Annotated in this window: 32 protein-coding genes; 17 read left to right on the top strand and 15 right to left on the bottom strand. The window is 69.0% G+C overall.

The features are described from left to right. Position 1: 1 nt before the first annotated feature. A complete protein-coding gene (gene dapB / locus DJ019_RS04540) occupies positions 2–907 on the bottom strand; it encodes a 4-hydroxy-tetrahydrodipicolinate reductase (protein WP_111274820.1) in 906 nt (301 codons plus the stop codon). A 120-nt stretch (positions 908–1,027) separates the two neighbouring features. On the opposite strand from dapB, the gene DJ019_RS21520 reads away from it, so the two are divergent. The 5 genes from DJ019_RS21520 (at position 1,028) to folP (ending at position 6,993) form a co-directional block, all read left to right on the top strand. Beyond that, positions 1,028–2,839, top strand: a complete 1,812-nt coding sequence (locus DJ019_RS21520; RefSeq protein WP_111274821.1) for a M57 family metalloprotease — start codon at positions 1,028–1,030, stop codon at positions 2,837–2,839. A 153-nt stretch (positions 2,840–2,992) separates the two neighbouring features. After that, positions 2,993–3,226: a 30S ribosomal protein S21 gene (gene rpsU / locus DJ019_RS04550; RefSeq protein WP_111275467.1), complete on the top strand. Its 234-nt coding sequence runs from the start codon at positions 2,993–2,995 to the stop codon at positions 3,224–3,226. Positions 3,227–3,490: 264 nt separating this feature from the next. Continuing rightward, entirely contained in the window at positions 3,491–5,377 is a 1,887-nt protein-coding gene (gene ftsH / locus DJ019_RS04555) for an ATP-dependent zinc metalloprotease FtsH (protein ID WP_111274822.1), read from the top strand. Positions 5,378–5,468: 91 nt separating this feature from the next. Further along, positions 5,469–6,137: a hypothetical protein gene (locus tag DJ019_RS04560; RefSeq protein WP_111274823.1), complete on the top strand. Its 669-nt coding sequence runs from the start codon at positions 5,469–5,471 to the stop codon at positions 6,135–6,137. Between the two features lie 19 nt (positions 6,138–6,156). Then, positions 6,157–6,993: a dihydropteroate synthase gene (gene folP, locus DJ019_RS04565; RefSeq protein ID WP_240606371.1), complete on the top strand. Its 837-nt coding sequence runs from the start codon at positions 6,157–6,159 to the stop codon at positions 6,991–6,993. 9 nt (positions 6,994–7,002) lie between these two features. Here folP and DJ019_RS04570 read toward each other — a convergent pair whose 3' ends face one another. The 3 genes from DJ019_RS04570 to DJ019_RS04580 are packed head-to-tail and all read right to left on the bottom strand — an operon-like array spanning position 7,003 to position 8,284. Beyond that, a complete protein-coding gene (locus DJ019_RS04570) occupies positions 7,003–7,218 on the bottom strand; it encodes a YdcH family protein (RefSeq protein WP_111274824.1) in 216 nt (71 codons plus the stop codon). A 12-nt stretch (positions 7,219–7,230) separates the two neighbouring features. Then, the gene (locus DJ019_RS04575) at positions 7,231–7,674 is read right to left on the bottom strand and encodes a TIGR02444 family protein (RefSeq protein ID WP_111274825.1); all 444 of its coding nucleotides are present in this window, start codon (positions 7,672–7,674) and stop codon (positions 7,231–7,233) included. 1 nt (position 7,675) lies between these two features. Further along, a complete protein-coding gene (locus DJ019_RS04580; RefSeq protein ID WP_111274826.1) occupies positions 7,676–8,284 on the bottom strand; it encodes a UbiX family flavin prenyltransferase in 609 nt (202 codons plus the stop codon). A gap of 126 nt (positions 8,285–8,410) precedes the next feature. Here DJ019_RS04580 and DJ019_RS04585 point away from each other — a divergent pair, with 126 nt between their 5' ends. Then, positions 8,411–8,584, top strand: coding sequence for a YdcH family protein (locus DJ019_RS04585; RefSeq protein WP_111274827.1), 174 nt, complete (start codon positions 8,411–8,413; stop codon positions 8,582–8,584). Between the two features lie 39 nt (positions 8,585–8,623). Here the strand turns inward: DJ019_RS04585 and DJ019_RS04590 are convergent, their stop codons facing one another. Beyond that, positions 8,624–9,301, bottom strand: a complete 678-nt coding sequence (locus tag DJ019_RS04590; RefSeq protein WP_111274828.1) for a DUF1013 domain-containing protein — start codon at positions 9,299–9,301, stop codon at positions 8,624–8,626. A 139-nt stretch (positions 9,302–9,440) separates the two neighbouring features. On the opposite strand from DJ019_RS04590, the gene DJ019_RS04595 reads away from it, so the two are divergent. Beyond that, positions 9,441–10,097 (top strand): COQ9 family protein, encoded by a 657-nt coding sequence (locus DJ019_RS04595; RefSeq protein WP_111274829.1) that lies wholly within the window; start codon positions 9,441–9,443, stop codon positions 10,095–10,097. Here DJ019_RS04595 and DJ019_RS04600 read toward each other — a convergent pair. Next, on the bottom strand, positions 10,094–11,173 hold the full coding sequence (locus DJ019_RS04600; RefSeq protein WP_111274830.1) for a 5-(carboxyamino)imidazole ribonucleotide synthase: 1,080 nt from the start codon (positions 11,171–11,173) through the stop codon (positions 10,094–10,096). The two genes, DJ019_RS04595 and DJ019_RS04600, sit on opposite strands and share 4 nt — an antisense overlap. 11 nt (positions 11,174–11,184) lie before the next feature. Further along, positions 11,185–11,664 (bottom strand): 5-(carboxyamino)imidazole ribonucleotide mutase, encoded by a 480-nt coding sequence (gene purE / locus DJ019_RS04605; RefSeq protein WP_111274831.1) that lies wholly within the window; start codon positions 11,662–11,664, stop codon positions 11,185–11,187. Positions 11,665–11,793: 129 nt separating this feature from the next. On the opposite strand from purE, the gene DJ019_RS04610 reads away from it, so the two are divergent. After that, positions 11,794–12,489, top strand: a complete 696-nt coding sequence (locus DJ019_RS04610) for a GGDEF domain-containing protein (RefSeq protein WP_111274832.1) — start codon at positions 11,794–11,796, stop codon at positions 12,487–12,489. A gap of 4 nt (positions 12,490–12,493) precedes the next feature. On the opposite strand, the gene DJ019_RS04615 is transcribed toward DJ019_RS04610, so the two are convergent. Further along, on the bottom strand, positions 12,494–12,703 hold the full coding sequence (locus DJ019_RS04615; protein ID WP_133255245.1) for a hypothetical protein: 210 nt from the start codon (positions 12,701–12,703) through the stop codon (positions 12,494–12,496). A gap of 165 nt (positions 12,704–12,868) precedes the next feature. Here DJ019_RS04615 and thiD point away from each other — a divergent pair, with 165 nt between their 5' ends. Further along, complete coding sequence (thiD, locus tag DJ019_RS04620) at positions 12,869–13,669, top strand: bifunctional hydroxymethylpyrimidine kinase/phosphomethylpyrimidine kinase (protein WP_111274834.1); 801 nt, start codon at positions 12,869–12,871, stop codon at positions 13,667–13,669. Further along, positions 13,666–14,244 carry a nucleotidyltransferase family protein gene (locus DJ019_RS04625; protein WP_111274835.1) on the top strand — a complete coding sequence of 193 codons (579 nt, stop codon included), beginning with the start codon at positions 13,666–13,668 and terminating at the stop codon, positions 14,242–14,244. The genes thiD and DJ019_RS04625 overlap by 4 nt, the downstream gene beginning before the upstream one ends. On the opposite strand, the gene DJ019_RS04630 is transcribed toward DJ019_RS04625, so the two are convergent. After that, on the bottom strand, positions 14,232–14,678 hold the full coding sequence (locus tag DJ019_RS04630; RefSeq protein WP_111274836.1) for a GNAT family N-acetyltransferase: 447 nt from the start codon (positions 14,676–14,678) through the stop codon (positions 14,232–14,234). The two genes, DJ019_RS04625 and DJ019_RS04630, sit on opposite strands and share 13 nt — an antisense overlap. Positions 14,679–14,774: 96 nt before the next feature. On the opposite strand from DJ019_RS04630, the gene DJ019_RS04635 reads away from it, so the two are divergent. Beyond that, on the top strand, positions 14,775–15,593 hold the full coding sequence (locus tag DJ019_RS04635; protein WP_111274837.1) for a PhzF family phenazine biosynthesis protein: 819 nt from the start codon (positions 14,775–14,777) through the stop codon (positions 15,591–15,593). 64 nt (positions 15,594–15,657) lie between these two features. Here the strand turns inward: DJ019_RS04635 and DJ019_RS04640 are convergent, their stop codons facing one another. Beyond that, positions 15,658–16,056: a hypothetical protein gene (locus DJ019_RS04640; RefSeq protein ID WP_240606372.1), complete on the bottom strand. Its 399-nt coding sequence runs from the start codon at positions 16,054–16,056 to the stop codon at positions 15,658–15,660. Positions 16,057–16,190: 134 nt separating this feature from the next. After that, positions 16,191–18,083: an ATP-binding protein gene (locus tag DJ019_RS04645; RefSeq protein WP_111274838.1), complete on the bottom strand. Its 1,893-nt coding sequence runs from the start codon at positions 18,081–18,083 to the stop codon at positions 16,191–16,193. 222 nt (positions 18,084–18,305) lie between these two features. Between DJ019_RS04645 and DJ019_RS04650 the strand changes: the two genes are divergently transcribed. From DJ019_RS04650 to DJ019_RS04675, 6 genes are all read left to right on the top strand, one after another. Beyond that, positions 18,306–18,641 (top strand): hypothetical protein, encoded by a 336-nt coding sequence (locus DJ019_RS04650; protein WP_240606373.1) that lies wholly within the window; start codon positions 18,306–18,308, stop codon positions 18,639–18,641. A gap of 83 nt (positions 18,642–18,724) precedes the next feature. Then, the gene (locus DJ019_RS04655; protein WP_111274839.1) at positions 18,725–19,174 is read left to right on the top strand and encodes a hypothetical protein; all 450 of its coding nucleotides are present in this window, start codon (positions 18,725–18,727) and stop codon (positions 19,172–19,174) included. Positions 19,175–19,205: 31 nt separating this feature from the next. Continuing rightward, entirely contained in the window at positions 19,206–19,643 is a 438-nt protein-coding gene (locus tag DJ019_RS04660) for a hypothetical protein (protein WP_111274840.1), read from the top strand. Between the two features lie 122 nt (positions 19,644–19,765). Next, a complete protein-coding gene (locus DJ019_RS04665; protein ID WP_111274841.1) occupies positions 19,766–20,950 on the top strand; it encodes a phosphoserine transaminase in 1,185 nt (394 codons plus the stop codon). 75 nt (positions 20,951–21,025) lie between these two features. After that, positions 21,026–22,600: a phosphoglycerate dehydrogenase gene (serA, locus tag DJ019_RS04670; RefSeq protein WP_111274842.1), complete on the top strand. Its 1,575-nt coding sequence runs from the start codon at positions 21,026–21,028 to the stop codon at positions 22,598–22,600. A gap of 65 nt (positions 22,601–22,665) precedes the next feature. Then, entirely contained in the window at positions 22,666–23,403 is a 738-nt protein-coding gene (locus DJ019_RS04675; RefSeq protein WP_111274843.1) for a glutathione S-transferase family protein, read from the top strand. Here the strand turns inward: DJ019_RS04675 and DJ019_RS04680 are convergent. From DJ019_RS04680 to DJ019_RS04695, 4 genes are read right to left on the bottom strand one after another with little or no spacing between them, the layout of a single operon-like run. Further along, the gene (locus tag DJ019_RS04680; protein ID WP_205854089.1) at positions 23,400–23,663 is read right to left on the bottom strand and encodes a MoaD/ThiS family protein; all 264 of its coding nucleotides are present in this window, start codon (positions 23,661–23,663) and stop codon (positions 23,400–23,402) included. The genes DJ019_RS04675 and DJ019_RS04680 overlap by 4 nt on opposite strands. Further along, a complete protein-coding gene (locus DJ019_RS04685; RefSeq protein WP_111274844.1) occupies positions 23,660–24,781 on the bottom strand; it encodes a WD40/YVTN/BNR-like repeat-containing protein in 1,122 nt (373 codons plus the stop codon). Before DJ019_RS04685 ends, DJ019_RS04680 begins: the two co-directional genes overlap by 4 nt. A 60-nt stretch (positions 24,782–24,841) precedes the next feature. Further along, complete coding sequence (locus DJ019_RS04690; protein WP_205854109.1) at positions 24,842–25,072, bottom strand: type II toxin-antitoxin system RelE/ParE family toxin; 231 nt, start codon at positions 25,070–25,072, stop codon at positions 24,842–24,844. 36 nt (positions 25,073–25,108) lie between these two features. Beyond that, positions 25,109–25,282: a CopG family transcriptional regulator gene (locus DJ019_RS04695; RefSeq protein WP_111274845.1), complete on the bottom strand. Its 174-nt coding sequence runs from the start codon at positions 25,280–25,282 to the stop codon at positions 25,109–25,111. Between the last annotated feature and the right edge of the window lie 18 nt (positions 25,283–25,300).

Below are 25,300 nucleotides of genomic sequence, written 5' to 3' on the forward strand. Positions count from 1 at the left end.
GCTAGCGCTCCCTAAGCCCCAGGACGTCCTGCATGTCGTATTCACCGGGCGGGCGGCTCGCGACCCACCGCGCAGCGACCAGGGCGCCCCGCGCGAACAGGGTGCGGTCCCGGCCCGAGTGCGACAGGGTCAGTATCTCGTCGTCGGCGGCGAACATCACGCTGTGCTCCCCCACGATCCCGCCGCCGCGGATGACCGAGAAGCCGATCTCTCCCACGGGCCGCTCGCCGGTGATCCCGTCACGGGTGCGGCGCGACACCTCGCCCAGCTCCACGCCCCGGCCCTCGGCCGCCGCTTCGCCCAGCATCAGCGCCGTGCCCGAGGGCGCGTCCACCTTGTGCCGATGGTGGGCCTCGGTGATCTCGATATCGTAGGACTCGGCAGGAAGGGCGCGGGCCGCCTGGCGCACCAGGCCCATCAGCATGTTCACGCCCAGGGAGAAATTGCCCGCCCGGACAATCGCCGTCCGCCTTGCCGCCTGCGCGACCGCGGCGATGTGCTCGCCCTCGAAACCCGTGGAGCCGATCACCACGGCCACGCCACGCTCGGCTGCCGCCGCAGCCAGGGCGGCCGAGGCCGCGGGGCGCGTGAAGTCGATCACCACCTGGGCCACGGCCAGCGCCTCGGCCTGGGATACGAGACCCTCCCCCTGCGCGTCGGGCCGATCGAAGCGGGCGACCAGCTCGAGCGCGGGGTCCTGCGCCATGGCCGTCGCCACCGCCTGACCCATGCGGCCCAGGGCGCCGGCGATGGCGATCTTGATCGGGGTGGCGGACAGGGCGGTCTCTCCGGCGTGAGGCTGTGCGCGCCTTAAGTCCCGCGTGCGGCAGGCGCGGTCAATGGCGAGGTGGGCGCCAGTCTGGGGAACGCTGGCTGGCGCGTGCGAAACGCGGCAAGCTCGCGCCATCCGGGCGCCGGGACGCCGCGTATCTACAGATGCGCGCGGGCGTCGCAGGCTCCGCACATTGATGGAATTCACCTATTCCCTTAAGCGAATGAAGGGGATGGGCGACAGTAGAGTGTGACCATGCCCTTCGCTTCCGCCACCGACACCGCCCAGGCGGCCACGGACATCTTCGCGCAGGGCGTGCGTCCCTTCGGCGGCGAAGCGCCGCTGGGCTGCGCCTGCCCGGTGTGCCGCGGGGCCGTGACCGTGGTCGAGGACGGTGGGGAAGGAGCCCTTCAAGGCTACCTCAACGCCGATCAGCGATCCGGCGCCGTCGTCAACGGCAAGCAGAGCTTCTCAATCGATCGGGCCGGCCTGCAGATGACCGGCTTCGACCCCGATACGATGCAGCCCTATCCGGGGTGGGGCGGAACGGCCGGCCAGGCCTTCACGGTCACCTACGCCTTCCGCTCGTCGGCCCCCTTCAACATGCCCAGCGACACCGAGGGCTTCCAACGCTTCAACGCCCAGCAGATCTACCAGGCCGAACAGGCCTTGGCGGCCTGGTCGGACGTGGCGAACATCACCTTCGTCCGGGTCGGATCGGGAGCCGAGGGCGAGGAGGCCTACTCCAACAACGCCGCGATCCTGTTCTCCAACTACACGAGCGGCGAAAGCGGCTCGTCCGCCTTCGCGAGCTACCCCGGCAGCACCGCCGCCAGCAGCACGGCGGGGGATGTGTGGATCAACATCACCGCGGGCTCGAACTCGATCCCCAGCATGGGAAACTACGGCGCGCACGTGCTGATCCACGAGATCGGCCACGCCATCGGCCTGGCTCACCCGGGAGACTACAATTCCACCGCCGACGGTGGGGCCATCACCTATTCGAGCGACGCGGAGTATTACGAGGACACCCGCCAGTACACGGTCATGAGCTACTTCTCCGAGAGCAACACGGGCGCCAGCTATGGCGGCCGCTACGCCTCGGCGCCGCAGCTCGACGACATCCGCGCCGCCCAGATCGAGTACGGAGCCAACATGACCACCCGGACGGGCGACACCGTCTACGGGTTCAACGCCAACGCGGGCCGCGACTGGTTCGCCGCGACCAGCAGCTCCACGCGGCTGATCTTCGCGGTCTGGGACGCCGGCGGGAACGACACCTTCGACTTCTCCGGCTATTCCCAGAACCAGACGATCGACCTGCGCGAAGGGTTCTTCTCGAACGTCGGCTCGCTGGTGGGCAATGTGGCTGTAGCCCAGGGCGCGAAGATCGAGAACGCGATCGGCGGCTTCGGCGCCGACACCATCAACGGCAACGCCCTCGCCAACCGGATCGCCGGAAACGCCGGCGCGGACCGGATCTTCTCGGGCGCCGGGAACGACACGATCGAGGGTGGCGCCGGCAGTGGCTACCTGCGGGGCGAGGACGGGAACGACTCCATCATCGGAGGCGCGGCCTTCGACGACATTCACGGCAATACCGGCAACGACACGGCGTCGGGAGGCGACGGCGACGACTGGGTGGTGGGCGGCAAGGACAACGACGTGCTCTTCGGCGACGCCGGCGGCGACGTGGTGTTCGGCAACCTGGGCGACGACACCGTCCATGGCGGAAGCGGAAACGACACCGTCCGGGGCGGCCAGGGGAACGACACCCTCTCAGGCGGCGACGGGGACGACTATGTCTCGGGAGACCGCGGCTCGGACACCATGACCGGCGGGGCCGGCGCCGACCTGTTCCACACTTCCTCGGACGCGGGGATCGACAGCGTGTTCGATTTCAACCTGGCGGAGGGCGACCGGGTGCTGCTGGACCCCGGCACGACCTTCTCGGTGGCGCAGGTGGGGGCGGATGTCGTGATCACCCTCGGGTCGCCGAGCGACCAGATGATCCTCGTGGGAATCCAGCTCTCGTCGCTGACACCGGGCTGGATCTTCGGCGCCTGACCCCGCGGAGTCCCGTGGACAGGCCTTCGTCCTTCTGCTATCTGCGCGCCCCTCAACCCGAAGGCTAACGCCTCCGGGCGACCTATATTTGTTCGCTCGCCGCCTTTCTTGCCGGCGGAGGCGGGCGGCAAGCGTTCAACAGGAGAGAGTCCCCTGGTTCAGATTTTCGTCCGCGACAACAACGTCGATCAGGCCCTCAAGGCGCTGAAGAAGAAGATGCAGCGCGAGGGCTCGTTCCGCGAAATGAAGCGGCACGTGCACTACGAAAAGCCGTCCGAGAAGCGCGCCCGCCAGAAGGCGGAAGCCGTGCGTCGCGCCCGCAAGCTGGCCCGCAAGCGCGCGCAGCGCGAAGGCCTGATCGCCGCGCCGAAGAAGCCGTCGCGCTAAGGCTGGACTGGCCTAAAAGCTGGCACGAAAGATGCTTATGTGAAGGGCTGCGCCACCGGCGCGGCCCTTTTTGCGTATATGGCTTCGGGTTTCGTCGAATTCCGGTTGGGACCGGCGAACCTGCGAACTAGATGGTTTTGAGCACGGTCATGGCCATGCTCAAGGCGCGATCTAGGGTCGCGGCCAGCCCGCGTTAAGTGGTCTATCACCGGTCGGCGTCCTATCTATGGTCCCTACGCCGCCTATGTTTGGAACGGTCCGCTCATGAACCTCCGCAATCTCGTCATCTGGGGCGTCATCGTCGTCGTCCTGATCGGGCTCTACTCCATGATGACGGGGGGTGGCCGGGCCAACGCCAGCGCCCAGGACATCACCTATTCGCAGCTCCTCACCAAGGTGAACGCGGGCGAGGTGAAGAAGGCGACCATCCGCGGCGCGGTGGTCGAGGTCACCGACCAGTCCAACCGCACCTATCAGACCATCACGCCGAACAATCAGGACGACCTGGTGAAGCGGCTCGAGGGACAGGGCGCGGATATCGCGGTGAAGCCGGCCAGCGGTCCCGGGCTCCTGAGCTTCTTCCTCAACGCCCTGCCGATCCTGCTGCTGATCGGCGTCTGGATCTTCTTCATGCGCCAGATGCAGGGCGGCGCGCGCGGCGCCATGGGCTTCGGCAAGTCGAAGGCGCGCCTGCTGACCGAGAACAAGAACCGCGTCACCTTCGAGGACGTGGCCGGCGTGGACGAGGCCAAGGAAGAACTGACCGAGATCGTCGACTTCCTGAAGGACCCGCAGAAATTCCAGCGCCTGGGCGGCAAGATCCCCAAGGGCGCCCTGCTCGTCGGCCCGCCCGGCACGGGTAAGACCCTGCTGGCCCGCGCCGTCGCGGGTGAGGCGGGCGTGCCGTTCTTCACCATCTCGGGCTCGGACTTCGTGGAGATGTTCGTCGGCGTCGGCGCGAGCCGCGTGCGCGACATGTTCGAACAGGCCAAGAAGAACGCCCCCTGCATCATCTTCATCGACGAAATCGACGCCGTGGGCCGCCATCGTGGCGCGGGCCTGGGCGGCGGCAACGACGAGCGCGAGCAGACCCTCAACCAGCTGCTGGTCGAGATGGACGGCTTCGAGGCGAACGAAGGCATCATCCTGATCGCCGCCACCAACCGTCCCGACGTGCTGGACCCGGCCCTGCTGCGTCCGGGTCGTTTCGACCGCCAGGTGGTGGTGCCGAACCCCGACGTGTCGGGCCGCGAGCGGATCCTGCGCGTCCACATGAAGAACGTGCCCCTGGCCGCCGACGTCGACGTGAAGACCGTCGCCCGCGGCACCCCCGGCTTCTCGGGCGCCGACCTGGCCAACCTGGTCAACGAGGCCGCCCTGATGGCCGCCCGCAAGAACCGCCGCATGGTCACCATGCGCGACTTCGAGGACGCCAAGGACAAGGTCATGATGGGCGCCGAGCGCCGGTCCATGGTCATGACCGAGGAAGAGAAGAAGAACACCGCCTATCACGAAGGCGGCCACGCCCTGGTGGCGCTGACGGTCCCCTCGGCCGACCCGGTTCACAAGGCCACGATCATTCCGCGCGGCCGCGCGCTCGGCATGGTGATGCAGCTGCCGGAAGGCGACCGCTACTCCATGAACTACGAGCAGATGACCTCGCGCCTGGCGATCATGATGGCTGGCCGGGTGGCCGAGGAGCTGATCTTCGGCAAGGACAAGATCACCTCGGGCGCATCGAGCGACATTCAGGCCGCCACGGGCCTGGCCCGCAACATGGTCACCCGCTGGGGCTATTCGGACAAGCTGGGCCTGGTGGCCTATGGCGACAACCAGGAGGAGGTCTTCCTGGGCCACTCGGTGTCGCGCACCCAGAACGTCTCGGAAGAGACGGCCAAGCTGATCGACGAGGAGGTCAAGCGCCTCGTCCAGGCGGGCTACGAGGAAGCCAAGCGCATCCTCACCGAGCGCTTGGAGGATCTGCACACCCTGGCCAAGGCCCTGCTGGAGTACGAGACCCTCTCCGGCGACGAGATCATCAATGTGATGAAGGGCGTGAAGCCCCATCGCGAGGAGAGCGACACCAAGCGGCCGAGCGGCCCCTCGGTGGCCGTGCCCATCTCCCCCCGCCCCAGCGCCGAGCCGGCGTAAGGCGGAGTACGAGCTGTGATCATGGGGCGGCTGCAGCGATGCGGCCGCCCTTTTCGTTGGCGGCGCACGCCCCCGGGCTTACCCTGGCCGCATGAAGATCGTCACCCTCGTCGCCGCCCTCACCGCCTTCGGGCTTACCGGGACCGCGGCCGCCCAGGACCCCGTCGGCGACTGGATCGGCAAGGTCGTCACGCCGGGCGGGATCGAACTGACCCTTGCCGCGCACATCCGCAAGGCCCCCGACGGACGGCTGGAGGGCTACGCCGAGAGCCCCGACCAGTCGACCGTCGCCCTGGCCATGGCCGACGTGACGGCCGAGGACGGCGCGCTCAGTTTCGAGATGCCGCTGGTGCGGGCGAAGTTCGCGGGCAGATGGGACGACGGCGCCTGGGTGGGCGCGCTCACCCAGAACGGCGCGGACATGCCTCTACGGCTGACGCCGGGGCTTCCACCGGCGCGGCCGGTCGTCTCGGGCCTGGACGGCGCCTGGGCCGGTGTCATCGCGGCGCCCCAGGGCGAACTGCGCATCCAGCTCGATGTGAAGACCGACGCCGCAGGGACCCTGGCGCTGTTCCGGAGCCCAGACCAGAGCCCCTTGCCGCTGGTGGCCCAGCTCTCCCGCAAAGCCGAGAACGTCACCTTCGAGCTGCGTGGCATCGGCGAGTTCGAGGGGGCGTTGTCGGCCGACGGCGGGACGTTGGACGGCCGGTGGCGCCAGGGCGGCGCCGTCCTGCCGCTGACGCTCCGGAAGGGCGGCTGATCCCGCGCCAGGCGCCGCCATGAGCATTTCCCGCCAGATCGACCGGCCCCGGGTCATGGGGATCGTGAACGCCACCCCCGACAGCTTCTCGGACGGCGGCCGGTTCCTCGCGCCCGCGGCGGCCCTGGACCACGCGCGCCGCCTGATCGCGGAAGGGGCCGACATCCTGGACCTGGGCGCGGAGTCCACCCGGCCGGGCGCCGACCCCGTCCCGGCCGAGGTGGAGATCGAACGCCTGGTCCCTCTCGTCGCCGCGATCCGCGCGGAGAGCGACGTGGCCATTTCGGTGGACACCATGAAGCCGCAGGTGGCCCGCGCCACGATGGCCGCCGGCGCCACCATCTGGAACGACGTCACCGCTTTGAACCATGCGCCTGAAAGCCAAGCCGTCGCCGCCGAGCTGGGCTGCGACGTCGTGCTGATGCACATGCAGGGCGAACCTCGCACCATGCAGCACGAGCCTCGCTACGACGATGTGCTTGGCGAGGTGACCGCATTCCTGGAGGCGCGGGCCGAGGCGGCCATGGGTGCGGGAGTCTCCCGCGACCGCATCTGGCTGGATCCGGGCATCGGCTTCGGCAAGCACATGCTGGAACACAACCTTCCCCTGCTGGCCGGCCTGGACCGGATCGCGGCGCTGGGTTTCCCGGTCCTCCTGGGCGCCAGCCGCAAACGCTTCATTGGCGCCCTCAGCGGCGACGCGCCGCCCGATCGGCGTCTTGGAGGCTCCATCGCGGCCGCCCTGGCCGGCGCCGAAGCCGGTGTGGCCGCCGTGCGCGTGCATGACGTGGCCGAGACCGTCCAGGCGCTCGCGGTCTGGGCCGCGATCCGCGGGGCGCGGCCCACCGCGCCCTGATCCACGCCGTCAGGCGATGATGTCGGGGTTCAGGAAGTCCTCGATCCTGGCCATCTCGTCCTTGAGCGCCAGCTTCTTGCGCTTCAGCCGGCCGATGACGATCAGGTCCGGCACGGAGACCGAGGTCAGGGCGTTGATGGCGGCGTCCAGGTCAGCGTGGTCCTGCCGCAGATCGGCAAGACGCGCCTCGAGAGCTTCCTCGGTGAAAGTCGAATAGTCGATCATGGGCAGGCCATCCTAACCGAGCGCCGCGGCCAGTTGAGCCAGGGCGTCGGCCGGAGCCGGAGTCCCCCAGGCCGCCGAGGCCGCCATCAGCGCGTCCAGCGCGTGCGCCCCGGACTGTCGGCGGGTCAGGCCCTCCAGCGTCTCCAGCAACAGCCGCTCGGCGGCGAGCTCCACAGCCTTCACGTCCTCGCGGAACGACAGGCGCGCATCGTCGTCGACGGGCGGCAGCGGCGCCTTCAGGGTCCGGCGCACTTGGCGCAGGGGGACCAGCGCCGCCTGGTCCCAGGCGCGCGCGGCCTCCGCGGCGCGCGACAGCAAGGCGGAATCCTTGGTCTCGGCATGGACCGCCCACAACAGCAGGGAGACGTTCTGGCCATGCTCGTCCTGCAACTTCAGGCAGGCCTCGGGCACGCCCGGCCGCGCATAAGCCTCCAGCGCCCATTCCCAGATCGCCACGTCAGCCTTCGCCCTTCAACGTCGTCCCAAGAGACGGGATGTCCTCGCCCCAGCGTTTAACCGGCGCCCATGACAGTCCGAAGAGGTCGAGCGCCCGGCCGACCGACTGGTCCACCATCTCCTCAAGGCTCTGCGGCCGGGCGTAGAAGGCCGGCATCGGCGGCGCGATCACGGCGCCCATCTCCGCGAGCCGCACCATGGTGCGCAGGTGGCCGAGGTGCAGGGGGCTCTCGCGCACCATCAGCACCAGCGGACGGCGCTCCTTCAGGGTCACGTCGGCGGCGCGGGTCAGGAGGGAAGCGGTCACGCCGGTAGCGATCTCGCTCATCGTCCGCACGGAACAGGGCGCGACGATCATCCCAAGCGTCTGGAAGGAGCCGGACGAGATCGAGGCGCCGATGTCGCCCGCCTTGTGAACCACATCGGCGCGGGCCTGGACGTCGGCGACCGACAGCGCCGTCTCCTGGCTGAGCGTCAGGACAGACGCCCGGCTCATCACCAGGTGGCTCTCCACGCTCAGGTCGCGGCACGCGTCGAGCGCACGCAGGCCATAGGCGATCCCGGACGCGCCCGAGACGCCGACGATGAGCCGCGGCCTGTCTCCTGCCATCAGACGCCCCCAACAATCCCCGTGGCCATGCGGTTCGCGAGCCAGGGTGCAAACATATGTGATCTGACAGCCGCGGGAAGCGGGTGTTCACTGATATGTCGTCAAAACGAGAGGAGGCTCTTCGCCATGGCGCTAGATGCCCGGATCCGCGAGCTCGGATCCCGCCACCAGTCCCTGGAACAGGCCATCCAGGACGAGATGCGCAGGCCCTACGCCGATGACCTCAAGCTCCGAGCGCTGAAGCGACAGAAGCTCAAGCTCAAGGAAGAGATCGAAGCCCTTCGCGAAAAGCTGCACTGACAAGGACGCCCTCCCCGCCATGGGGAGGGCGTTTCGCATTCAGTCCTCGTCGCCCTCGTCGCCGAACTCTTCGGCGTAGGCGTTTTCCTGCGGCTCGACGGCTTCGGAGTCCTCGTACTGGCCGACTTCCGAGGCCGGGCGCAGGGTCGCGCCCTCGGGATCGACGACGCCGCGGCGCGCGTCGTCCTTGGCCTTCTTGTCAGCCGCCTTCCTGACCACCGCGTCCAGTTCGAGCTGGGTGGCGAGGCCGAGGGTCACTGGATCGACCGGCTTGATATTGGCCGAGTTCCAGTGCTGGCGGTTGCGCACCTGGTCGATGGTGGCCTTGGTGGTGCCCAGCAGGCGGGCCACCTGGCTGTCCGGCACTTCCGGGTGGTTGCGCAGGAACCAGGCGATGGCGTCCGGGCGATCCTGGCGGCGCGACACGGGCGTGTAGCGCGGGCCCTTCTTCACCGGCTTGAGCAGCTCGGCGTGCCGGCTCTTCTGGGCCTTCATGCGGTAGCTGGCGTTCTTCTCGGCCGCGTCAAGCTCTTCGCGGTTGAGCTGTCCGTTGGCGATCGGGTCGGCGCCGCGAATGTCGCGCGCCACCTCGCCGTCGGCGATGCCCTTCACCTCGAGCGGGTGCAGGCCGCAGAAGTCCGCGATCTGGTCGAAGGTGAGCGAGGTGTTGTCGACCAGCCAGACAGCGGTCGCCTTGGGCATCAGGATCTGGGTCATGTTCTTGCCTCTGGGGCGTGGTCCGGAAACGAAGGCGCCCGGCCTTTCGGCCGGGCGGTGAGGATTTCCATATAGGCCTGTTACGCGCGACTGGAAACGGGATTGTTGCCGTAGGGCGTCCGCCGGTAAGCTGGAAGCCATGACCACACCCGCGCAGGAATGGGCCGAGAAGGCCGAGCAGCAGCTTCTGGACGAGGCGCTGAAGCTCGTGCCCGCCCATGGCTGGACGTGGCGCATGACCAAGCTGGCGGGCAAGGCCGTGGGCATGTCCGACGGCGAGACTGAGCTCCTGGTCCCGCACGGACCCGCCGACCTCGCCGCCCTGCTCTCCCGCCGCCACGACGACCGTGCGCTTGCGGCCCTGGCCGACGTGCACGCCTCGAACCTGAAGATCCGCGAGCGCATTCGCCGGGCCGTCGAAGCCCGCCTGGACGCCGCCGCGCAGGACGAGCCGGCCACCCGCCGCTGGACCGGCTATCTGGCCCTGCCCCAGAACCTGGCCCTGGGCGCACGTCTCGCCTGGGAAAGCGCCGACGGCCTCTGGCGCTGGGCCGGCGACACGGCCACCGACGAGAACCACTACTCCAAGCGCCTGATCCTGGGCGGGATCCTGCAGGCGGCGACCGCCGTGCGGATCGCATCGGGCCGACAGGCCGCGCTGGAGTTCGTGGACCGACGGATCGACAACGTCATGGCCTTCGAGTCGTGGAAGGCGAAGACCAGGTTCCGGCCTCAGACCTGGCTGGCCGCCACCGCCCATGGCCTGGGTCAGGCGCGCTACGGGCGCGGGACCTAGAGCGGCTTCACCTTGTTGACGTGGCCCATCTTGCGGCCAGTCTTGGCTGCGCGCTTGCCATAGAGGTGGATGCGCGTCTCGGGCTCGTGCGCCAGCTTGGCCCACGTCTCCACCTCGTCGCCCAATAGGTTCAGCATTTCGACCCGGGCCCGCGCCGCCGTCGGGCCCAGCGGCCAGCCCGCCACAGCCCGGATATGCTGCTCGAACTGGTCGACCTCGCAGCCGTCCTGAGTCCAGTGGCCGCTGTTGTGCACCCGCGGCGCGATCTCGTTCACCAGCAGTTGGCCGTCCTTCATCTCGAACAGCTCGATGCCGATGACGCCTACGTAGTTCAGGCCGTCGAGGACCCGCAGGGCGATCTTCTCGGCCTGCAGCGCCGTTTCCGCGCTGACCTGGGCCGGCGCGAGGCTGCGGCGCAGCACGCCATGCTCGTGGTGGTTCTCAGCCAGCGGGTAGACCGCCGTCGCCCCATCGCGGCCGCGGGCGGCGATGATGGACAGCTCGCGCACGTACTCGGCCGGCGCCTCCAGGATCACGGGAACGCCGCCCAGCGCTTCAAAGGTGGCGGCCGCGTCGGCGACATGCTCGACCCACCGCTGACCCTTGCCGTCGTAGCCCTCGCGCCGGGTCTTCATCAGCAGGGGCGCGCCCATCTCCTGGGCGGCCGCCACAGCTTCGTCGGCGCTGTCGGCCGATGCAAAGGCCACGGTCGGCGCGCCGCTGGCGTTCAGGAACTGCTTCTCGGCCACGCGGTCCTGCGCCACCGACAGGGCGTCGGGGCCCGGCGCCACGACCGCGCCCATGGCCTCCAGCTTCAGCACAGAGGCGGCGGGGACGTTCTCGAATTCATAGGTGATGACCTGGGCGACGGAGACGAGGTCGGCCAGGGCCGCGTCGTCGTCGTAGGCCGCCACGATCGTCCGGGCCGCGACCCGACCTGCCGGCGAGTCGGCGTCACGCTCCAGCACGGCCACGTCGAAGCCGAGCCGAGCCGCCGCCAGGGCCAGCATGCGGCCAAGCTGCCCCCCTCCCAGGATGCCGATGGTGGAGCCGGGCGGTAGCGGAAGGGTCGGCATGGGTCTCTTACCTACTCGACCGCCTCGGAGACGCTGGCGGTCTGCTGCGCGGCGAAGGCGGCCACCCGATCGGCGAGGCCCGCGTCCGAAAGCGCCAGGATGCGGGCGGCCATCAGGCCGGCGTTCTTCGCGCCCGCCTCCCCGATGGCGAGCGTCCCGACCGGGATACCGCCGGGCATCTGGACGATCGAGAGCAGGCTGTCCATGCCCTTGAGCGCCCGCGACTCGACTGGCACCCCCAGAACGGGCAGGTCGGTGAGCGAGGCGGTCATGCCCGGCAGGTGGGCCGCGCCCCCGGCGCCGGCGATGATCACCTTGAACCCGGCCGCCTTGGCGCCCCTGGCGAACTCGTACATCCGCTCGGGCGTTCGGTGGGCCGAGACCACCTTGGCCTCGTAGGCGACGCCAAGCGCATCCAGCGCCTCGGCGGCGTGGCGCAGGACGGGCCAGTCCGACCGGCTGCCCATGATGATGGCGACGGGCGCGCTCATGCGTACTGGATTCCTGCCTGTTCCCGGAAGGGCGCGGAGTATAGGCGCCGGTTTTGCAGGTACAACTCAGGACGGTTAGATTCTCTTAACCGCGGTAGCGTCGAATAATTTAACCTTTGCAGGAAGCCCATGAAGGTCACCGGCGCCCGCACCGAACCACTGTCCGCGCCGCGCCGCCGCGCCGGGGCCGCGCAGGCGGGCACGTCCATCTCCGCGCCGACCCGCGTGGACAGCGCGGCATTCCTGGGGATCTCGCGCGCCGAGATGACGCCCGCCGTCCAGCAGGCGATCGAGACCCTGTTGTCCGAGCTGGACGCCCTGCGGAACGAGGTGGCCCAGCTCAAGGGCCGCCTGGCGCGCGCCGAGGACCTGGCCGACCGCGACGCCCTTACCCCTTTGCTCAACCGACGCGCCTTCGTGCGGGAGCTGGGCAGGATCAGCGCGATGGGCGACCGCTACGGTACGCCGGCGAGCCTCGTCTATTTCGACCTCGACGGCTTCAAGGCCATCAACGACCGCGAGGGCCATGCCGCCGGGGACGCGGCGCTCAAGGCCGTGGCCGAACGCCTGGTCGCCAACGTCCGCGAGGCCGACGTGGTGGCGCGCATGGGCGGCGACGAATTCGCCGTGATCCTGATGCACACCGATGGAGCGACCGCCCGTGCAAAGGCCGCGACGCTCGCCCAGGCCATCGCGGCCCCGCCGCATGGCGTCGCCTGCTCCTGGGGTGTCCGCGAGATCAGCGCCGACAGCGACGCCGAGACGCTGCTGGCGTCGGCCGACCAGGCGATGTTCGCCGCCAAGCGGGATCGCAGAACGGGCTGACCCCCTATCCCCGTGCGGCTTTGACCCTGGGGTGGTCCCGCCACGCGGGCAGCGTGGCCATATAGGCCAACGTCGCCTGTTCGGCCGCCTCACGCGGACCGCCTCTCTCGCGCAGCTGCCAGTCCACCATCCGGGCGAAACGGGTTTCGAAGTCCTGCAGGGCCCCCGTCTCATCGACGCAATACTGGCAATAGGGGCCAGTTTCGATGGGCATGCCGCAGCTCTCGCACTTGTGGGCCATGGGTCGGGTCTCTCCATCTTGAATGTCTGGACGCGGCGAGCGGCGAAGACCTGCGGATCCATGCGCCCAAGCTCGCCGGTTGGGGATCGTTCGTAAATCCCGATGCAATCGCGCGCGCCGCGGGCTACCCCATGGGCCATGCAGACCCTCGGCAGAGTCCTGATCATCGCCGGTTCCGACAGCGGCGGCGGCGCCGGGGTCCAGGCCGACATCAAGACCGTCACGGCGCTGGGCGGCTATGCGGCCACGGCCATCACCGCGATCACGGTCCAGAACACCCTGGGCGTCACGGCCGTCCACCCGATCCCGCTGGACATCGTCGCGGCCCAGGCGCGCGCGGTGCTCTCGGACATCGGGGCCGACATCATCAAGACCGGCATGCTGGGCGATGCGCCCACAGTGGAGCTCGTGGCCGACCTGATCGCCGAGGCGGGAGTTCCCGCCGTGGTGGATCCGGTGATGGTGGCCAAGGGCGGCGCTTCCCTGCTGGCGGACGCGGCGATTGTCGCCCTCCGTAAGCGGCTGGTCCCCCTGGCGTCGCTGCTGACGCCAAACGCGCCCGAAGCCGCCGCGCTCACGGGCCTGGCGGTGGAGACTACCGACGACCTGCGACGGGCCGGCGAGGCCCTGCTGGCCATGGGCGCGAAGGCCGTGCTGATGAAGGGCGGCCACATCTCTGGCGAGCGGGTCGTCGACGTCCTCATGACCCCCGAGGGCGAAACGGCCTTCGAAGGCGAGCGGATCGAGAGCCGCCACACGCACGGCACCGGCTGCACCCTCGCCTCGGCCTGCGCCACGGGCCTGGCCCAGGGCCTGCCGCTGGCCGTCGCCGTGGCCCGCGCCTGGGACTATGTGCACGAGGCCATGCTGCGGGCGCCGGGCCTCGGCGCCGGCCACGGCCCCCTCGATCACGGGTGGCCACTCAGGGGGCGCGCATGAAGCACGCCGAGGAGTTCGAGGCGATCCTGCGATCGTCGACGCCGCTGATGCGGGTGATGCGGACCCTGCGCGACCTGGACCTGCCCGACTGGCTGCTGTTCTCGGGCGCGGTCTACCAGCGGGTGCTGAACCATCTGGGCGGCCGCGACCTGGACTACGGCATCAAGGACTACGACGTCGGCTACTTCGACGCCTCCGACATCTCCTACGAGGCCGAGGACGTGGTCATCCGGCGGGTCGCGGCGGCGTTCGAACCGCCGCTGCGCGAGATGGTGGAGGTTCGCAACCAGGCCCGCGTGCATGTCTGGTTCGAGGGAAAGTTCGGTGAGCCCTACCCGCCGCTTTCCTGCTCGGCCGAGGCGCCGGCCCGCTTCGTCAGCCCGATGTTCGCCATCGGGGCCCGGCTCGAGCGGGACGACAGCCTGACGATCGTCGCCCCGTTCGGACTGGAGGACCTCTTCGACCGGGTCCTCCGCCCCAATCCCAACCGGCCCGCGGAGCGGAATTTTGCCGGTATCGCCGCCCGCGCCAAGGCGCGCTGGCCCGAGATCGAAGTCGTCGATCAGCGCCGGTAGACGTCCGGATCCCGGATCTCCATCCAGTTCTCGGCGTTGGTGAGACCGGTGAAGCCGAACTGCCGATAGAGCCCATGCGCGTCCCGGGTCGCCAGGTGCAGGCGGCGGAACCCCTGCAGGTCGGGGTGCCCCTGGAGATAGGCCATCAGCCGTTTGCCAAGGCCCTGTGCGCGGAAGGCTTCGTCCACGAAGACGTCGCAGACCCAGCCGAACGTCGCCCGGTCCGTCACCACCCTCGCCATCGCAGCCATCGAACCGTCCGGCGCATAGACGCCGGCGACAAGGCTGTTCGCGCAGGCACGCGAGAAGGTCTCGAAGGGAATGCCCTCGGCCCAGTAGCTCTCCTGCGAGATCCAGCGATGCGCGCGGGCAAGGTCGAAGCGGGCCGGATCGTCGCTGAGGACGAAGCTGCAGTCATTGATCTCATGGGCCATCGTTGAGCCTCCCTCGGTCCGCCGCGCGGGAACTGGCCCTTGCCGCTCACGCCCTGGCGGCGCAAGTCCGCCTGCCCGAATTCAAGGAGGCCACTCATGCGCCAGTGGACCGTCGACGCCTTCGCCGCCCGCCCCTTCCGCGGTAACCCCGCCTGTGTGGTGGAGCCTTTCGACGCCTGGCCGGCGGATGCCTGGATGCAGGCCCTGGCGGCCGAGAACAACCAGGCCGAGACCGCCTTCCTGCGCCGCACGGGCGATCCGGCCTCGTTCGACCTGCGCTGGTTCACGCCTTTGCTGGAGGTGCCGCTCTGCGGCCACGCCACCCTCGCCTCGGCCCACGTCCTGTTCGCAGAACTCGACCTTCCCGCCGAGGCCGTGCGCTTCCAGACTCAATCCGGCGAGCTGATCGTGCGCCGGACGACCGATGGCTACGAAATGGACTTTCCCGCCCAGCCGCCGGTCCGCACCGAGGTTCCCGCCGGCCTCGCGGAAGCGCTGGGGGCAGAACCCGCCGAGGTTTGGGCCTCTACCTATCTCGTTGCGCTGTTTGACGACGAGGTCACTGTTCGCGGTCTGAAGCCCGACGTCGCCGCGCTGAACCTCATATCCGGCAAGGCGACGGGCGGACGCGGCAACGTGGGCGTCGCGGCCATGGCGCGCGCCGGGGCGGCGCATGACGTGGTCGACCGGTTCTTCGCCCCGGGTTCCGGCATCCCGGAGGACCCGGCGACGGGGTCCCTCCACTGCATCCTGGCGCCGCTCTACGCCGACAAGCTCGGCCGCCGCACGGTGCGGTTCCACCAGGCCTATCCGGGCCGGGGCGGCGACCTGGAGTGCGAGCACCTGGGCGACCGCGTGCTCATCCGCGGAAGCGCCGCCACGGTGATCGAGAGCCGCCTGCGACTTGTCCCCTGAACGCGGAACGCCCCCGAAGCGAGAGCTCCGGGGGCGCGCTGCTGGTCACGTCTGGCGTCAGGCCTCAGCGGCGATAGCCGTAGCCATAGCCGTACTGGCGATCCCGCAGTTCGCGCGAGAGCCGGCTTTCCAGACCGTCGAGCCTGCGGTCGAGGTCCGAGCGTTCCCAGCTCGTGAGGCCGTTGTAGCGGTAGCGGGCCTCCAGTCGCGCGATGTCGCGGGCCTGGTCGTGCAGCCGGGAGGCCTCCTGGCGGGTGAGGTCACCGCGCCGGAAGCCCACGTCGATCATGCGGTCGATGTGGGCCTGCCGCTGGTTGATGTGATTGCGTTCCCAGCGCTGCTCATAGCGGCCATCGCGGTCGTACCGGTCGGCGCCGCCATAGGGTTGGGCGGTCGCCGCGCCGCCGACGGCGGTCAGGGCCGTGGCGGCGGCCAGGGCGGTGAAAAGCGTCTTCTTCATCATCGGTCCTCCGATCCAGGGGTCGGCCGGGGAGCCGGCCTTCAATGGACTTGAGGAAACCACGCGGCGTCTGACGGGCATCTGAGCCCGTCGTTGGCTGGGGTTCAGCTACATGACGCCCCTGTCATTGGGCGGCGTCAGGCCGCCGCGCCGGCCTTTGCGGGCGAGACGCCGTCGGTCGCGGCCGCGTTCAGCACGGCCGAGATGGCGTCGTAGAGCTTGGCGATCTCGATGGGCTTGGCGACGTGCGCGTCCATCCCGACCGCCAGGTACTCCTCGACCTGATGGGTCAGGGCGTTGGCGGTGAGCGCCACGATGGGGGTGCGCCGGCGGCCGGAAGCGCGCTCGGCCTCGCGGATCGTCGAGGCGGCGGTGATGCCGTCCATCACCGGCATCTGGATGTCCATCAGGATCAGGTCGTAGGCGCCGGTGCGCCAAGCCTCCACCGCCTCCTTGCCGTCCGGAACGATGTGCACCTCGATGCCCAGCGAACCCATCACGGCGCCCAGAACCTGCTGGTTCGTCGGATTGTCCTCTGCGGCCAGCAGGCGCAGCGCGCCTTCATCGGCGCCTTGCGGCGGCTCGAGCTGCTGCATCGTCGCCGGCCTGCCGCGCTCCAGCGGCAGCTCGACGGTGAAGGTGGAGCCGTGGCCTTCCAGGCTTTCCACATCGATCGAGCCGCCCATCATCTGGGTCAGCTCCCGGCAGATGGCCAGGCCCAGGCCGGTGCCGCCGAAGCGGCGGGTGGCGGAGTTGTCGGCCTGGGTGAACTTCTCGAACAGGGTCGGCAGCTTCTCGGGCGCGATGCCGACGCCGCTGTCGCAGACCACCATCCGCAGGCCGCCCGAGGCGCCGACGTCGACCCGCGCCATCACCGCGCCTTGCGGCGTGAACTTGATGGCGTTGGACAGCAGGTTGCCGACGATCTGGCGCAGCCGGTCGGCGTCGCCACGCCACCAACCCCGGGCCTCGTCCGCCACCGTGATGTCGAACGTGAGCCCCTTGGCCTCCGCCATGACGGCGAAGTTTTCCCGCGCCTGTTCCACCGTGGACTCCAGGTCGAAGTCCTCCTCGAACAGGGTGAGCTTGCCCGCTTCGATCTTCGAGAGGTCGAGCACGTCGTTGAGGACCGCCAGCAGCAGACCGCCCGAGCGACGGATCACGTCGAGCCGGTCGCGCTGCACTTGGTCGAGGTCGCCCAGGGCCATGACCTCGGCCATCGCCAGCACGCCGTTCAGCGGCGTACGGATCTCGTGACTCATGTTGGCGAGGAACTGGGTCTTCAGCACGTTCGCGGCGTTGGCCGCATCGCGCGCCGCTTCCAGATCCCGCATGGCGGCGCGCAGGTCATCCTCGCGCTCGGCCAGTTTGGCGAGCAGGTGGTTGAAGCTCTCGGTCAGGCTCTTGAACAGCTCGTCGCGAGTGTCCGCCGCCACTGGGGTAAAGCTGCCGCCGGCGGCGACGTCGTGCATGGCCGCTGACAGGCGCTGGACCGGCTGTATCACCCGATGCGCCAGGCTGCGGGCGAGGAACAGGGCCACCCCGACCCCGCCAAAGAGCAGAACGAAGGTGAGCGCGATGAACTGCGGCAGCAATGGCGCCAGTTCGGGCTGGCGAACGGTCAGGCTGAGCCGGCCGAGCGTGCGGCCGTCCGCCACGACGACCTTCTGGATGACCTCGGTGGCGCCGGCCGGGCGCGAGTCACGATAGCTCGCCAGCACCGCGCCGTTGGCGTCGACCAGCTGGACGGCGACCACGTTTCGGTTGGCGCGCAGCGTGTCCATCGTCCGGCGAAGGGCGTCGTCGCTGCGGGCGTCGGCGGCGGCCGGCACGGCCATCTGGGCCACGATGGCCGCCATGTCCTCGTGGAACCGGTGGGCTTCCGTGCGGGCGACGGCCCACTGCTGCAGCATGAAGGTCAGGCATGCGGCGACCAGCACGACGACCGTGGTGACCAGGCCCACGCCGGCCACCCGGGCGTGGAACGTAGCCGTCGGCGCGGCGCTCGCAGGCGCGCGTTCGTCCGACATTTCCCCCCGCAGGCTCATGCCCCCGAGCGATAGGGGAAGAGTGCTAACGCTTCGCTTCCACCGCAGGATGTGCACGCGGAGGTTACATTAAAACTGTGGTTTCGGCGCCACGCTACAACCGGTCGCAGCAGAAAATATGGTTAACAACACTTCAATGGATTGCGCGCACGTAAACCTTGCATTTACCTTAACCATGTCGGGTAACTCAGGGGTGTAGCCCAAATGGAAAAAGTGTTCGTGGCCCAGCGCGTGGCCAAGAAGCTGTTCGCGACCGAGTCGGCCGTGGACGGCGCGCTTGTCGAAGCTGCCGAGCTGATGAGCGAAATGCTCAAGGCCCGTCAGGACGTGAATACCTCGCTGGTCTTCGCCGACGACGTCCAGGTGAAGATGATGGAGGCCATGAAGGCCCTCAGCGAAGCGCGGACCGCCATGGTCGGCGTGCACAACGAGCTGAACGAAGCGAAGCTTCGCCTCGGCATCCGCACCAAGATGGACGCCATGGACAAGCCCGCCGAAGGCGCGGCCCGTGAGCAGACGACGATGCGGAAGGCCGTCTAGTCGACTTTCTGTCGGCTACTCGACCGATCGTTGCGATAGATTAACTGGTTAGGCGCCTCTAATCTGATTAGGGGCGCTTAATCATGCCAGACATACCCATCCGGTTCTTGATCAACAGCCTCTCCGTCCTGGGAGCGCTGTTCGCCCTTTGGAAGGGAAGCCAGGCCGAGCGACTGGCCGCGCTGGTCGTGATCGCGAACGTGGCGGTGGGCCAGCTCGACACCTTCCTGGGCGCGTCCGGCGACAGCGTGCTTCGCCTGGTCAATGACGGCATGACGGCGCTGGTGCTCCTTGGGATCACCGTGCGCTATGGCGCCCTCTGGATGGGCGGGGTGATGCTCTTCTACGCCGCGCAGTTCGCCATGCACTCGTACTATCTGGTGACCGACCGGCCGACGGGCGACTACCTCAACGCCCTGATCAACAACGTCAATTTCATCGGCATCAACCTGTGCCTGATCATCGGCGCCGCAGTGGCGTGGCGCCGCCGGGTGCGCACCGCGCGCCGCGCAGCTGAAGCGGCCGCGGCCTGATCTGGCTCCCCAGTTCCGGCCTCCCACACTCATGCCCACCTCGCTCCTGGTCCTGGCCTTGACGGCAGCCTCCGCCGTCGCCCTCGGCTTTGCGTTCTGGAAGGGAGGGCCTGCGGAGCGATGGGCGGCCGCCTGCGTCGCCGTGAACATGCTGGCCGCCATTCTGCTGGTGGAAGCGCTTGGCGGCGTGGACGGCATGATCCGCTTCGCCAACGATGGGCTTACCGCCCTGGCCCTGCTGGCGGTCACCGTCCGCTACGCCGCCCCGTGGATGATCGGCGTCATGTTCTTCTACGCCGTCCAGTTTGCGATGCACGCCTACTACATGGTCATGGGCCGCGACGACTCCGACTATCTGCACGCCCTCATCAACAACGTCGACTTCGCGGGCGTGATCGCCTGCCTCGTCGTGGGCACGGCGGTGGCCTGGCGAGGTCGGACGAAGGTCGCCCAGCCCTCCGCGACGTAGCGCCGCTGTCGCCCCTTCCAGAAAACTTTCGCTTGCGCTGAAGCTGGAACGCTGGCTTTTGGCCGGCGGGCCACGCCCCCCCAACGGGGCGCTGCCCATCTGCAAGGATGGGAGACATCGCTATGACTACCCCCGCTACCCTCAATGGGGCGAAGCCGGCCATGCGCCCGGCGCGACCCGAATTCTCTTCCGGCCCGTGCGCCAAGCGCCCCGGATGGACCCCCGAAAATCTCAGCAACGCCGTCCTCGGCCGCTCGCACCGCTCCAAGCTGGGCAAGGCGCGCCTGAAGGAAGCGATCGACCGCACCCGCGAGGTGCTGCAGGTCCCCGACGACTTCCTCGTCGGCATCGTCGCCGGTTCCGACACCGGCGCGGTAGAAATGGCCCTGTGGTCAATGCTGGGCCCCAAGCCCGTGCAGCTGCTGGCCTTCGAGAGCTTCGGCAAGGACTGGGTGACCGACGTCACCAAGCAGCTGAAGATTCCCGCCGAGGTGCTGGATGCGCCCTACGGCAAGCTTCCCGACCTGACCAAGGTCCGCAAGGACGCCGACCTGGTCTTCACCTGGAACGGCACCACCTCGGGCGTGCGCGTCCCGAATGCCGACTTCATCGCCGCCGACCGCGAGGGCATCACGATCTGCGACGCCACCAGCGCGGCCTTCGCGCAGGACCTCGACTGGACCAAGCTCGATGTCGTGACCTTCTCCTGGCAGAAGGCCCTCGGCGGCGAGGGCGGCCATGGCGTCCTGGTCCTGGGCCCCCGCGCCGTTGAGCGGCTCGAGAGCTACACGCCGGCCTGGCCGATGCCGAAGCTGTTCCGCATGACCAAGGCCGGCAAGCTCAATCGCGAGATCTTCGACGGCGCGACCATCAACACGCCCTCGATGCTCTGCGTGGAGGACGCCATCGACGCCCTGAAGTGGGCCGAGGGCATCGGCGGCCTGACCGAGATGCAGCGCCGCGCGGACGCCAATCTCGCGATCCTCGCCGACTGGGTCGCCAAGACCCCGTGGGTCGAGTTCCTGGCCGAAGACCCCGCCGCCCGCTCGAACACTTCGGTCTGCCTCAAAGTGGTCGATCCGCGCGTCACTGGCCTCGCCGACGACGCCCAGGCCGACTTCGCGAAGAAGCTGGCCTCGCTGCTGGAGAAGGAAGGCGTGGCCCTCGACATCGGCGGCTACCGCGACGCCCCTCCGGGCCTGCGCATCTGGTGCGGCGCGACCGTTGAGACCTCCGATCTCGACGCCCTGACGCCCTGGCTCGACTGGGCCTTCGCGTCCGTCGCCGCCGACCTCGCCGCCGCCTAGGCGCGCGCTCCTTCGCATCATCGACATCGCCCCTCCCGGCCGGGCCGGGAGGGCGCCTATCTCGGGAGATTCCCCATGCCCCGCGTTCTCATCGCCGATAGCCTCAGCCCCGCCGCCGTCGACATCTTCCGCCAGCGCGGGATCGACGTGGACATCAAGACCGGCCTTTCGAAGGAAGATCTGATCGCCGTCATCGGCGACTACGACGGCCTCGTCGTCCGCTCGGACACCAAGCCCAACAAGGACGTCATCGCCGCCGCCAAGAACCTCAAGGTGATCGGCCGCGCCGGCATCGGCGTCGACAACATCGACATCCCCGCGGCCACCGCCGCCGGCGTGGTGGTGATGAACACCCCTTTCGGCAACTCGATCACCACCGCCGAGCACGCCATCGCGATGATGTTCGCCCTGGCCCGCCAGCTCCCCGCCGCCGACGCCTCCACCCAGGCCGGAAAGTGGGAGAAGAACCGGTTCATGGGCGTCGAGCTCTACGCCAAGACCCTCGGCCTGATCGGCGCCGGCAACATCGGCGGCATCGTCGCCGACCGGGCGCTGGGCCTGAAGATGAAGGTCGTCGCCTACGACCCGTTCCTCTCGGAAGAACGCGCCGTGGAGATGGGCGTCGAGAAGGTCGAGCTCGAGGAGCTGCTCGCCCGCGCCGACATCATCACCCTGCACACCCCGCTGACCGACAAGACCCGCAACATCCTGTCGGCCGAGAACCTGGCCAAGACCAAGAAGGGCGTGATGATCGTCAACTGCGCCCGTGGCGGCCTGGTGGACGAGGTGGCCCTGCGCGCCGGCCTCGAAAGCGGCCACATCGGCGCGGCGGGCTTCGACGTCTTCTCGGTCGAGCCAGCCAAGGAGAACGTGCTGTTCGGCGCCCCGAACTTCGTGGCCACGCCGCACCTCGGCGCCTCGACCAACGAGGCGCAGGAGAACGTCGCCCTGCAGGTCGCAGAGCAGATCAGCGACTACCTGCTGACCGGCGCCGTCACCAACGCCCTCAACAGCCCCTCGGTCACCGCTGAGGAAGCGCCGCGCCTCAAGCCCTACGTGGCCGTGGCCGAGAAGCTGGGCGCCCTGGCCGGCCAGATGGTCGACTTCGGCATCAAGGCCGTGGACATCGCCTTCGAGGGCGAGGTCGCGAAGCTGAACGTCAAGCCGCTGAGCGCCGCCGCCCTGGCCGGCGTGCTGCGGCCGATGCTGGCCGAGATCAACATGGTCTCGGCCCCGGCGGTGGCGAAGGAGCGCGGCATCGTCGTCTCCGAGAGCCGCCAGGAGGACTCGCCCGTCTACGAGAGCCTCGTGCGCATCACGGTCACCACCGAGAAGGGCAAGCGCTCGTTCGCCGGCTCGGTGATCGCCGGCGGGCCGCGGATCGTGGAGGTCAAGGGCATGGACCTCGACGCCCCGTTCCTGCCGCGCATGCTGTACGTGAACAACCTGGACAAGCCGGGCTTCATCGGCGCCCTGGGCGGCATGTTGGGCGAGGCGGGCGTGAACATCGCCACCTTCAATCTCGGCCGGATCGACGCCGGCGACGACGCCATCGCCCTGGTGGGCGTGGACCAGGCGCCGGACGACAAGCTGCTGGCCAAGATCCAGGCCCTGCCCCACGTCAAGGAAGTGCGGGCGCTCCGGTTCTGACCGACTGGCCCCTTTGCCGGCCCGGCTTCGGACCCTACCTCTGGGTTCGGAGCCGGGAGGGGCGCATGAAGATCGTCGGCAGCTACGTCAGTCCGTATGTCCGCAAGGTCCTGGCCTGCCTGAATCTCAAGGGTCTGGCCTACGAGATCGACCCGATCACGCCCTTCTTCGGCGGCGACGACTTTGAACGGATCAGTCCGCTGCGCCGCATCCCCGTGCTGCTCGACGGGGACTTCGCGCTCTGCGACTCCTCGGTGATCTGCCAGTACCTTGAGGAGGCCTACCTCGGCCATCCGCTGTTCCCCGCCGACCCGAAGGACCGCGCCTGGGCGCGCTGGCTGGAGGAGTTCGCCGACACCCGCATGGGCGACGTCTTCATCTGGGGCCTGTTCTACCAGAAGGCTGTCCACCCCGTGGTCTGGGGCGAGCCGGGCGACGCCGCCCGCGTCGAGAAAACCCTCATCGAGGACGCCCCCAGGGTGCTGGACTATCTGGAGGGCCAGCTTCCCGGAGAAGGGTTCCTGTTCGGCGACATCGGCCTTGCCGACATCTCCATCGCCAGCTTTTTCCGCAATGCGGCCTACGCCGGCTTCGCGATCGACCCTGTCCGCTGGCCGAAGACCGCCGCCCACGTGGAGCGCACGCTGGGCCACGCCTGCCTCGCCGACCTGCTGCCGTTCGAGGACGCCCAGCGCAGCGTGGCGCCCGCCGGCCGCCGTGCGGCCCTGCAGGCGCTGGGCGCGCCACTGGTCGCGGAAAGCCTCGGCACGCGCGACCCGCGCAAGGGCGTGATGACCCTCTAGCCGCCGCTGAGTGCGCCGAAGATTAGCAATTCGGCTGCGTTACTGAGCGGTACGTCCACATGCTTGGCCTCCGTGTCACCGACGAAGATCCGCATGTGCCGGCGGATGCGGTCCTGCTCGTCCACGACCCGGAATTTCAGCCCCGGATAGCGACGATCCAGGTCGTCCAGGATCGCCGCCACCGTGGCGCCCTCGGCCTCCACCCGCGTCGCGCCGTCGGTGTAGGCGATGAGCTGCGAGGGGATCGAGACCCGGATCATCCCGCCGGGACCGCCGTCACCGAATAGATCTCGGGCAGGTGGGCGGCGATCTGGCGCCAGCTCTCGCCCTCATCGCCGCTCATCCAGATCTCGCCGCCCGTGGTGCCGAGGTAGAGACCTATGGGATCGGCCGCATCGCCGCAGAACGCCTGTCGCTTGACGGTGAACCAGCCCTGCTCGGCCGGGAAGCCACGATCCTGCCGCGTCCAGGAGGCGCCGCCGTCGCGGGTCCGATAGGCGGCCGGCCGCCCGCCGGGACTGACCCGCGGCCAGACCTCGGTCCCGTCCATGGGCCAGACCCAGGCTGTCTCGCGATCCCGGGCGTGGGGGATGATGGTGAAGCCGATGTCGCCGATGTCCCTCGGCATCGCCTCGCCGATCCGCTCCCAGCGTTCGCCGGGCCGGTCCAGGCGGTAGATCCCGCAGTGGTTCTGCTGCCAGATGCGGTCGGGATCCGTGGGGGCTAGCGCGATGAAGTGACTGTCCTGGCCGAATTCCGGATAGGGGTCCGGCAGGAAGTCGCAGCGGACATTCTGGTTCAGCGGCCGCCAGGTCGCGCCCTGGTCGGTGGTCTCCAGAACCCCGGCCGAGCAGGTGGCCAGGTACATGTGCCGGGCGTCGCGGGGATCGACGACCACCTGGTTCAGGATCGCCCCGTCCGGCGTGCCGGCCTCGGGCGGGAACCAGTCCAGCACCTGCGGATGCTCGTTCAGCCCGGCGACCCCCTCCCAGATGTCGCCGCCGTCGGCGCTGCGGAACAGGGCCGGCGGCGAGGTTCCGGCCCACCAGACACCGGGCTCGTCGGCATGGCCCGGCTCGAGCCAGAACGAATGGTCCACCGCCCGGCCGTGCGGGTCGCCCTTGGGGAACGCCGGCGGCCGGCTGGCCTCGGCCCAGGTCTTCCCGCCGTCGGTCGAGCGCAGGATGGTCGGCCCCAGGTGGCCGGTGGAGGCGGCCATCAGCATCGTGCGGCCGTCGCGCGGGTCGCGGACGAAATGGTTGATGATCTGGCCCAGGAACAGCGGTCCCTCGAGCGACCAGCGGCCCCGCCCGGCGTCGCTCGTGTGGATCCAGGCGCCCTTGCGGGTGCCCACCAGCAGTTGAATGGCATGCGTCATCTCGGAACCTCCGACTCCCAAGGACGCCCGGGGGGAGCCTAGCCCGACAACCGGTCGCCGTCAGCTTCGCCGATCCTGGGCGCCGTGCCAGATGCGAACGATTTCGACGGTCTCCGGGCGGATCCGGTAGACGATGACGTAGGGCCAGATCAGGCTGATCTCCCGGGTCCCGGACACCAGCCCAGGTCTCCCACGTTCGGGAAGGTGCTCAAGGGCGTCGCAGGCGGCGATGATCTGGATGGCGACCCGGGACGCCGCCGCCGGATTCTGATCTCCGATGTAGGCGCGGATTTTCGATTAGGTCCGCCAGCGCCGCGGGTGAGAAGACTACGGGCATTCCGGCGGGGCGGTTTCCTTGTCCGTACCCCAGGAGAGGAGCCAGCGCCGTACCTTCTCGTAGGAGACGCCACGCCCCCGATCGAGAGTCTCTAGGCCCTTCTCCACGGCGCTGACGAAGGCCGCTGCGTCCTCGGCTTCGGGCTTGGGGGTTGGCTCGGACATTCCGAAATCTAACACGAT

Source organism: Phenylobacterium kunshanense (genome assembly GCF_003254525.1).
GTDB classification, from domain to species: domain Bacteria; phylum Pseudomonadota; class Alphaproteobacteria; order Caulobacterales; family Caulobacteraceae; genus Phenylobacterium; species Phenylobacterium kunshanense.

Excerpts from the sequence above, each read along its gene's own strand:
- DJ019_RS04695 (WP_111274845.1), bottom strand. The coding sequence starts at position 25,282 with ATGTCCGAGCCAACCCCCAAGCCCGAAGCCGAGGACGCAGCGGCCTTC.
- DJ019_RS04685 (WP_111274844.1), bottom strand. The coding sequence starts at position 24,781 with ATGACGCATGCCATTCAACTGCTGGTGGGCACCCGCAAGGGCGCCTGG.
- DJ019_RS04645 (WP_111274838.1), bottom strand. The coding sequence starts at position 18,083 with ATGTCGGACGAACGCGCGCCTGCGAGCGCCGCGCCGACGGCTACGTTC.
- DJ019_RS04625 (WP_111274835.1), top strand. The coding sequence starts at position 13,666 with ATGAAGCACGCCGAGGAGTTCGAGGCGATCCTGCGATCGTCGACGCCG.
- DJ019_RS04655 (WP_111274839.1), top strand. The coding sequence starts at position 18,725 with ATGCCAGACATACCCATCCGGTTCTTGATCAACAGCCTCTCCGTCCTG.
- DJ019_RS04615 (WP_133255245.1), bottom strand. The coding sequence starts at position 12,703 with ATGCCCATCGAAACTGGCCCCTATTGCCAGTATTGCGTCGATGAGACG.
- DJ019_RS04560 (WP_111274823.1), top strand. The coding sequence starts at position 5,469 with ATGAAGATCGTCACCCTCGTCGCCGCCCTCACCGCCTTCGGGCTTACC.
- DJ019_RS04570 (WP_111274824.1), bottom strand. The coding sequence starts at position 7,218 with ATGATCGACTATTCGACTTTCACCGAGGAAGCTCTCGAGGCGCGTCTT.
- DJ019_RS04585 (WP_111274827.1), top strand. The coding sequence starts at position 8,411 with ATGGCGCTAGATGCCCGGATCCGCGAGCTCGGATCCCGCCACCAGTCC.
- DJ019_RS04665 (WP_111274841.1), top strand. The coding sequence starts at position 19,766 with ATGACTACCCCCGCTACCCTCAATGGGGCGAAGCCGGCCATGCGCCCG.
- DJ019_RS04660 (WP_111274840.1), top strand. The coding sequence starts at position 19,206 with ATGCCCACCTCGCTCCTGGTCCTGGCCTTGACGGCAGCCTCCGCCGTC.
- thiD (WP_111274834.1), top strand. The coding sequence starts at position 12,869 with ATGCAGACCCTCGGCAGAGTCCTGATCATCGCCGGTTCCGACAGCGGC.
- DJ019_RS04680 (WP_205854089.1), bottom strand. The coding sequence starts at position 23,663 with ATGATCCGGGTCTCGATCCCCTCGCAGCTCATCGCCTACACCGACGGC.
- purE (WP_111274831.1), bottom strand. The coding sequence starts at position 11,664 with ATGAGCGCGCCCGTCGCCATCATCATGGGCAGCCGGTCGGACTGGCCC.
- DJ019_RS04595 (WP_111274829.1), top strand. The coding sequence starts at position 9,441 with ATGACCACACCCGCGCAGGAATGGGCCGAGAAGGCCGAGCAGCAGCTT.
- DJ019_RS04675 (WP_111274843.1), top strand. The coding sequence starts at position 22,666 with ATGAAGATCGTCGGCAGCTACGTCAGTCCGTATGTCCGCAAGGTCCTG.
- DJ019_RS04580 (WP_111274826.1), bottom strand. The coding sequence starts at position 8,284 with ATGGCAGGAGACAGGCCGCGGCTCATCGTCGGCGTCTCGGGCGCGTCC.
- serA (WP_111274842.1), top strand. The coding sequence starts at position 21,026 with ATGCCCCGCGTTCTCATCGCCGATAGCCTCAGCCCCGCCGCCGTCGAC.
- ftsH (WP_111274822.1), top strand. The coding sequence starts at position 3,491 with ATGAACCTCCGCAATCTCGTCATCTGGGGCGTCATCGTCGTCGTCCTG.
- DJ019_RS21520 (WP_111274821.1), top strand. The coding sequence starts at position 1,028 with ATGCCCTTCGCTTCCGCCACCGACACCGCCCAGGCGGCCACGGACATC.
- dapB (WP_111274820.1), bottom strand. The coding sequence starts at position 907 with ATGGCGCGAGCTTGCCGCGTTTCGCACGCGCCAGCCAGCGTTCCCCAG.
- DJ019_RS04590 (WP_111274828.1), bottom strand. The coding sequence starts at position 9,301 with ATGACCCAGATCCTGATGCCCAAGGCGACCGCTGTCTGGCTGGTCGAC.
- DJ019_RS04640 (WP_240606372.1), bottom strand. The coding sequence starts at position 16,056 with ATGATGAAGAAGACGCTTTTCACCGCCCTGGCCGCCGCCACGGCCCTG.
- DJ019_RS04650 (WP_240606373.1), top strand. The coding sequence starts at position 18,306 with ATGGAAAAAGTGTTCGTGGCCCAGCGCGTGGCCAAGAAGCTGTTCGCG.
- folP (WP_240606371.1), top strand. The coding sequence starts at position 6,157 with ATGAGCATTTCCCGCCAGATCGACCGGCCCCGGGTCATGGGGATCGTG.
- DJ019_RS04635 (WP_111274837.1), top strand. The coding sequence starts at position 14,775 with ATGCGCCAGTGGACCGTCGACGCCTTCGCCGCCCGCCCCTTCCGCGGT.
- DJ019_RS04600 (WP_111274830.1), bottom strand. The coding sequence starts at position 11,173 with ATGCCGACCCTTCCGCTACCGCCCGGCTCCACCATCGGCATCCTGGGA.
- DJ019_RS04610 (WP_111274832.1), top strand. The coding sequence starts at position 11,794 with ATGAAGGTCACCGGCGCCCGCACCGAACCACTGTCCGCGCCGCGCCGC.
- DJ019_RS04630 (WP_111274836.1), bottom strand. The coding sequence starts at position 14,678 with ATGGCCCATGAGATCAATGACTGCAGCTTCGTCCTCAGCGACGATCCG.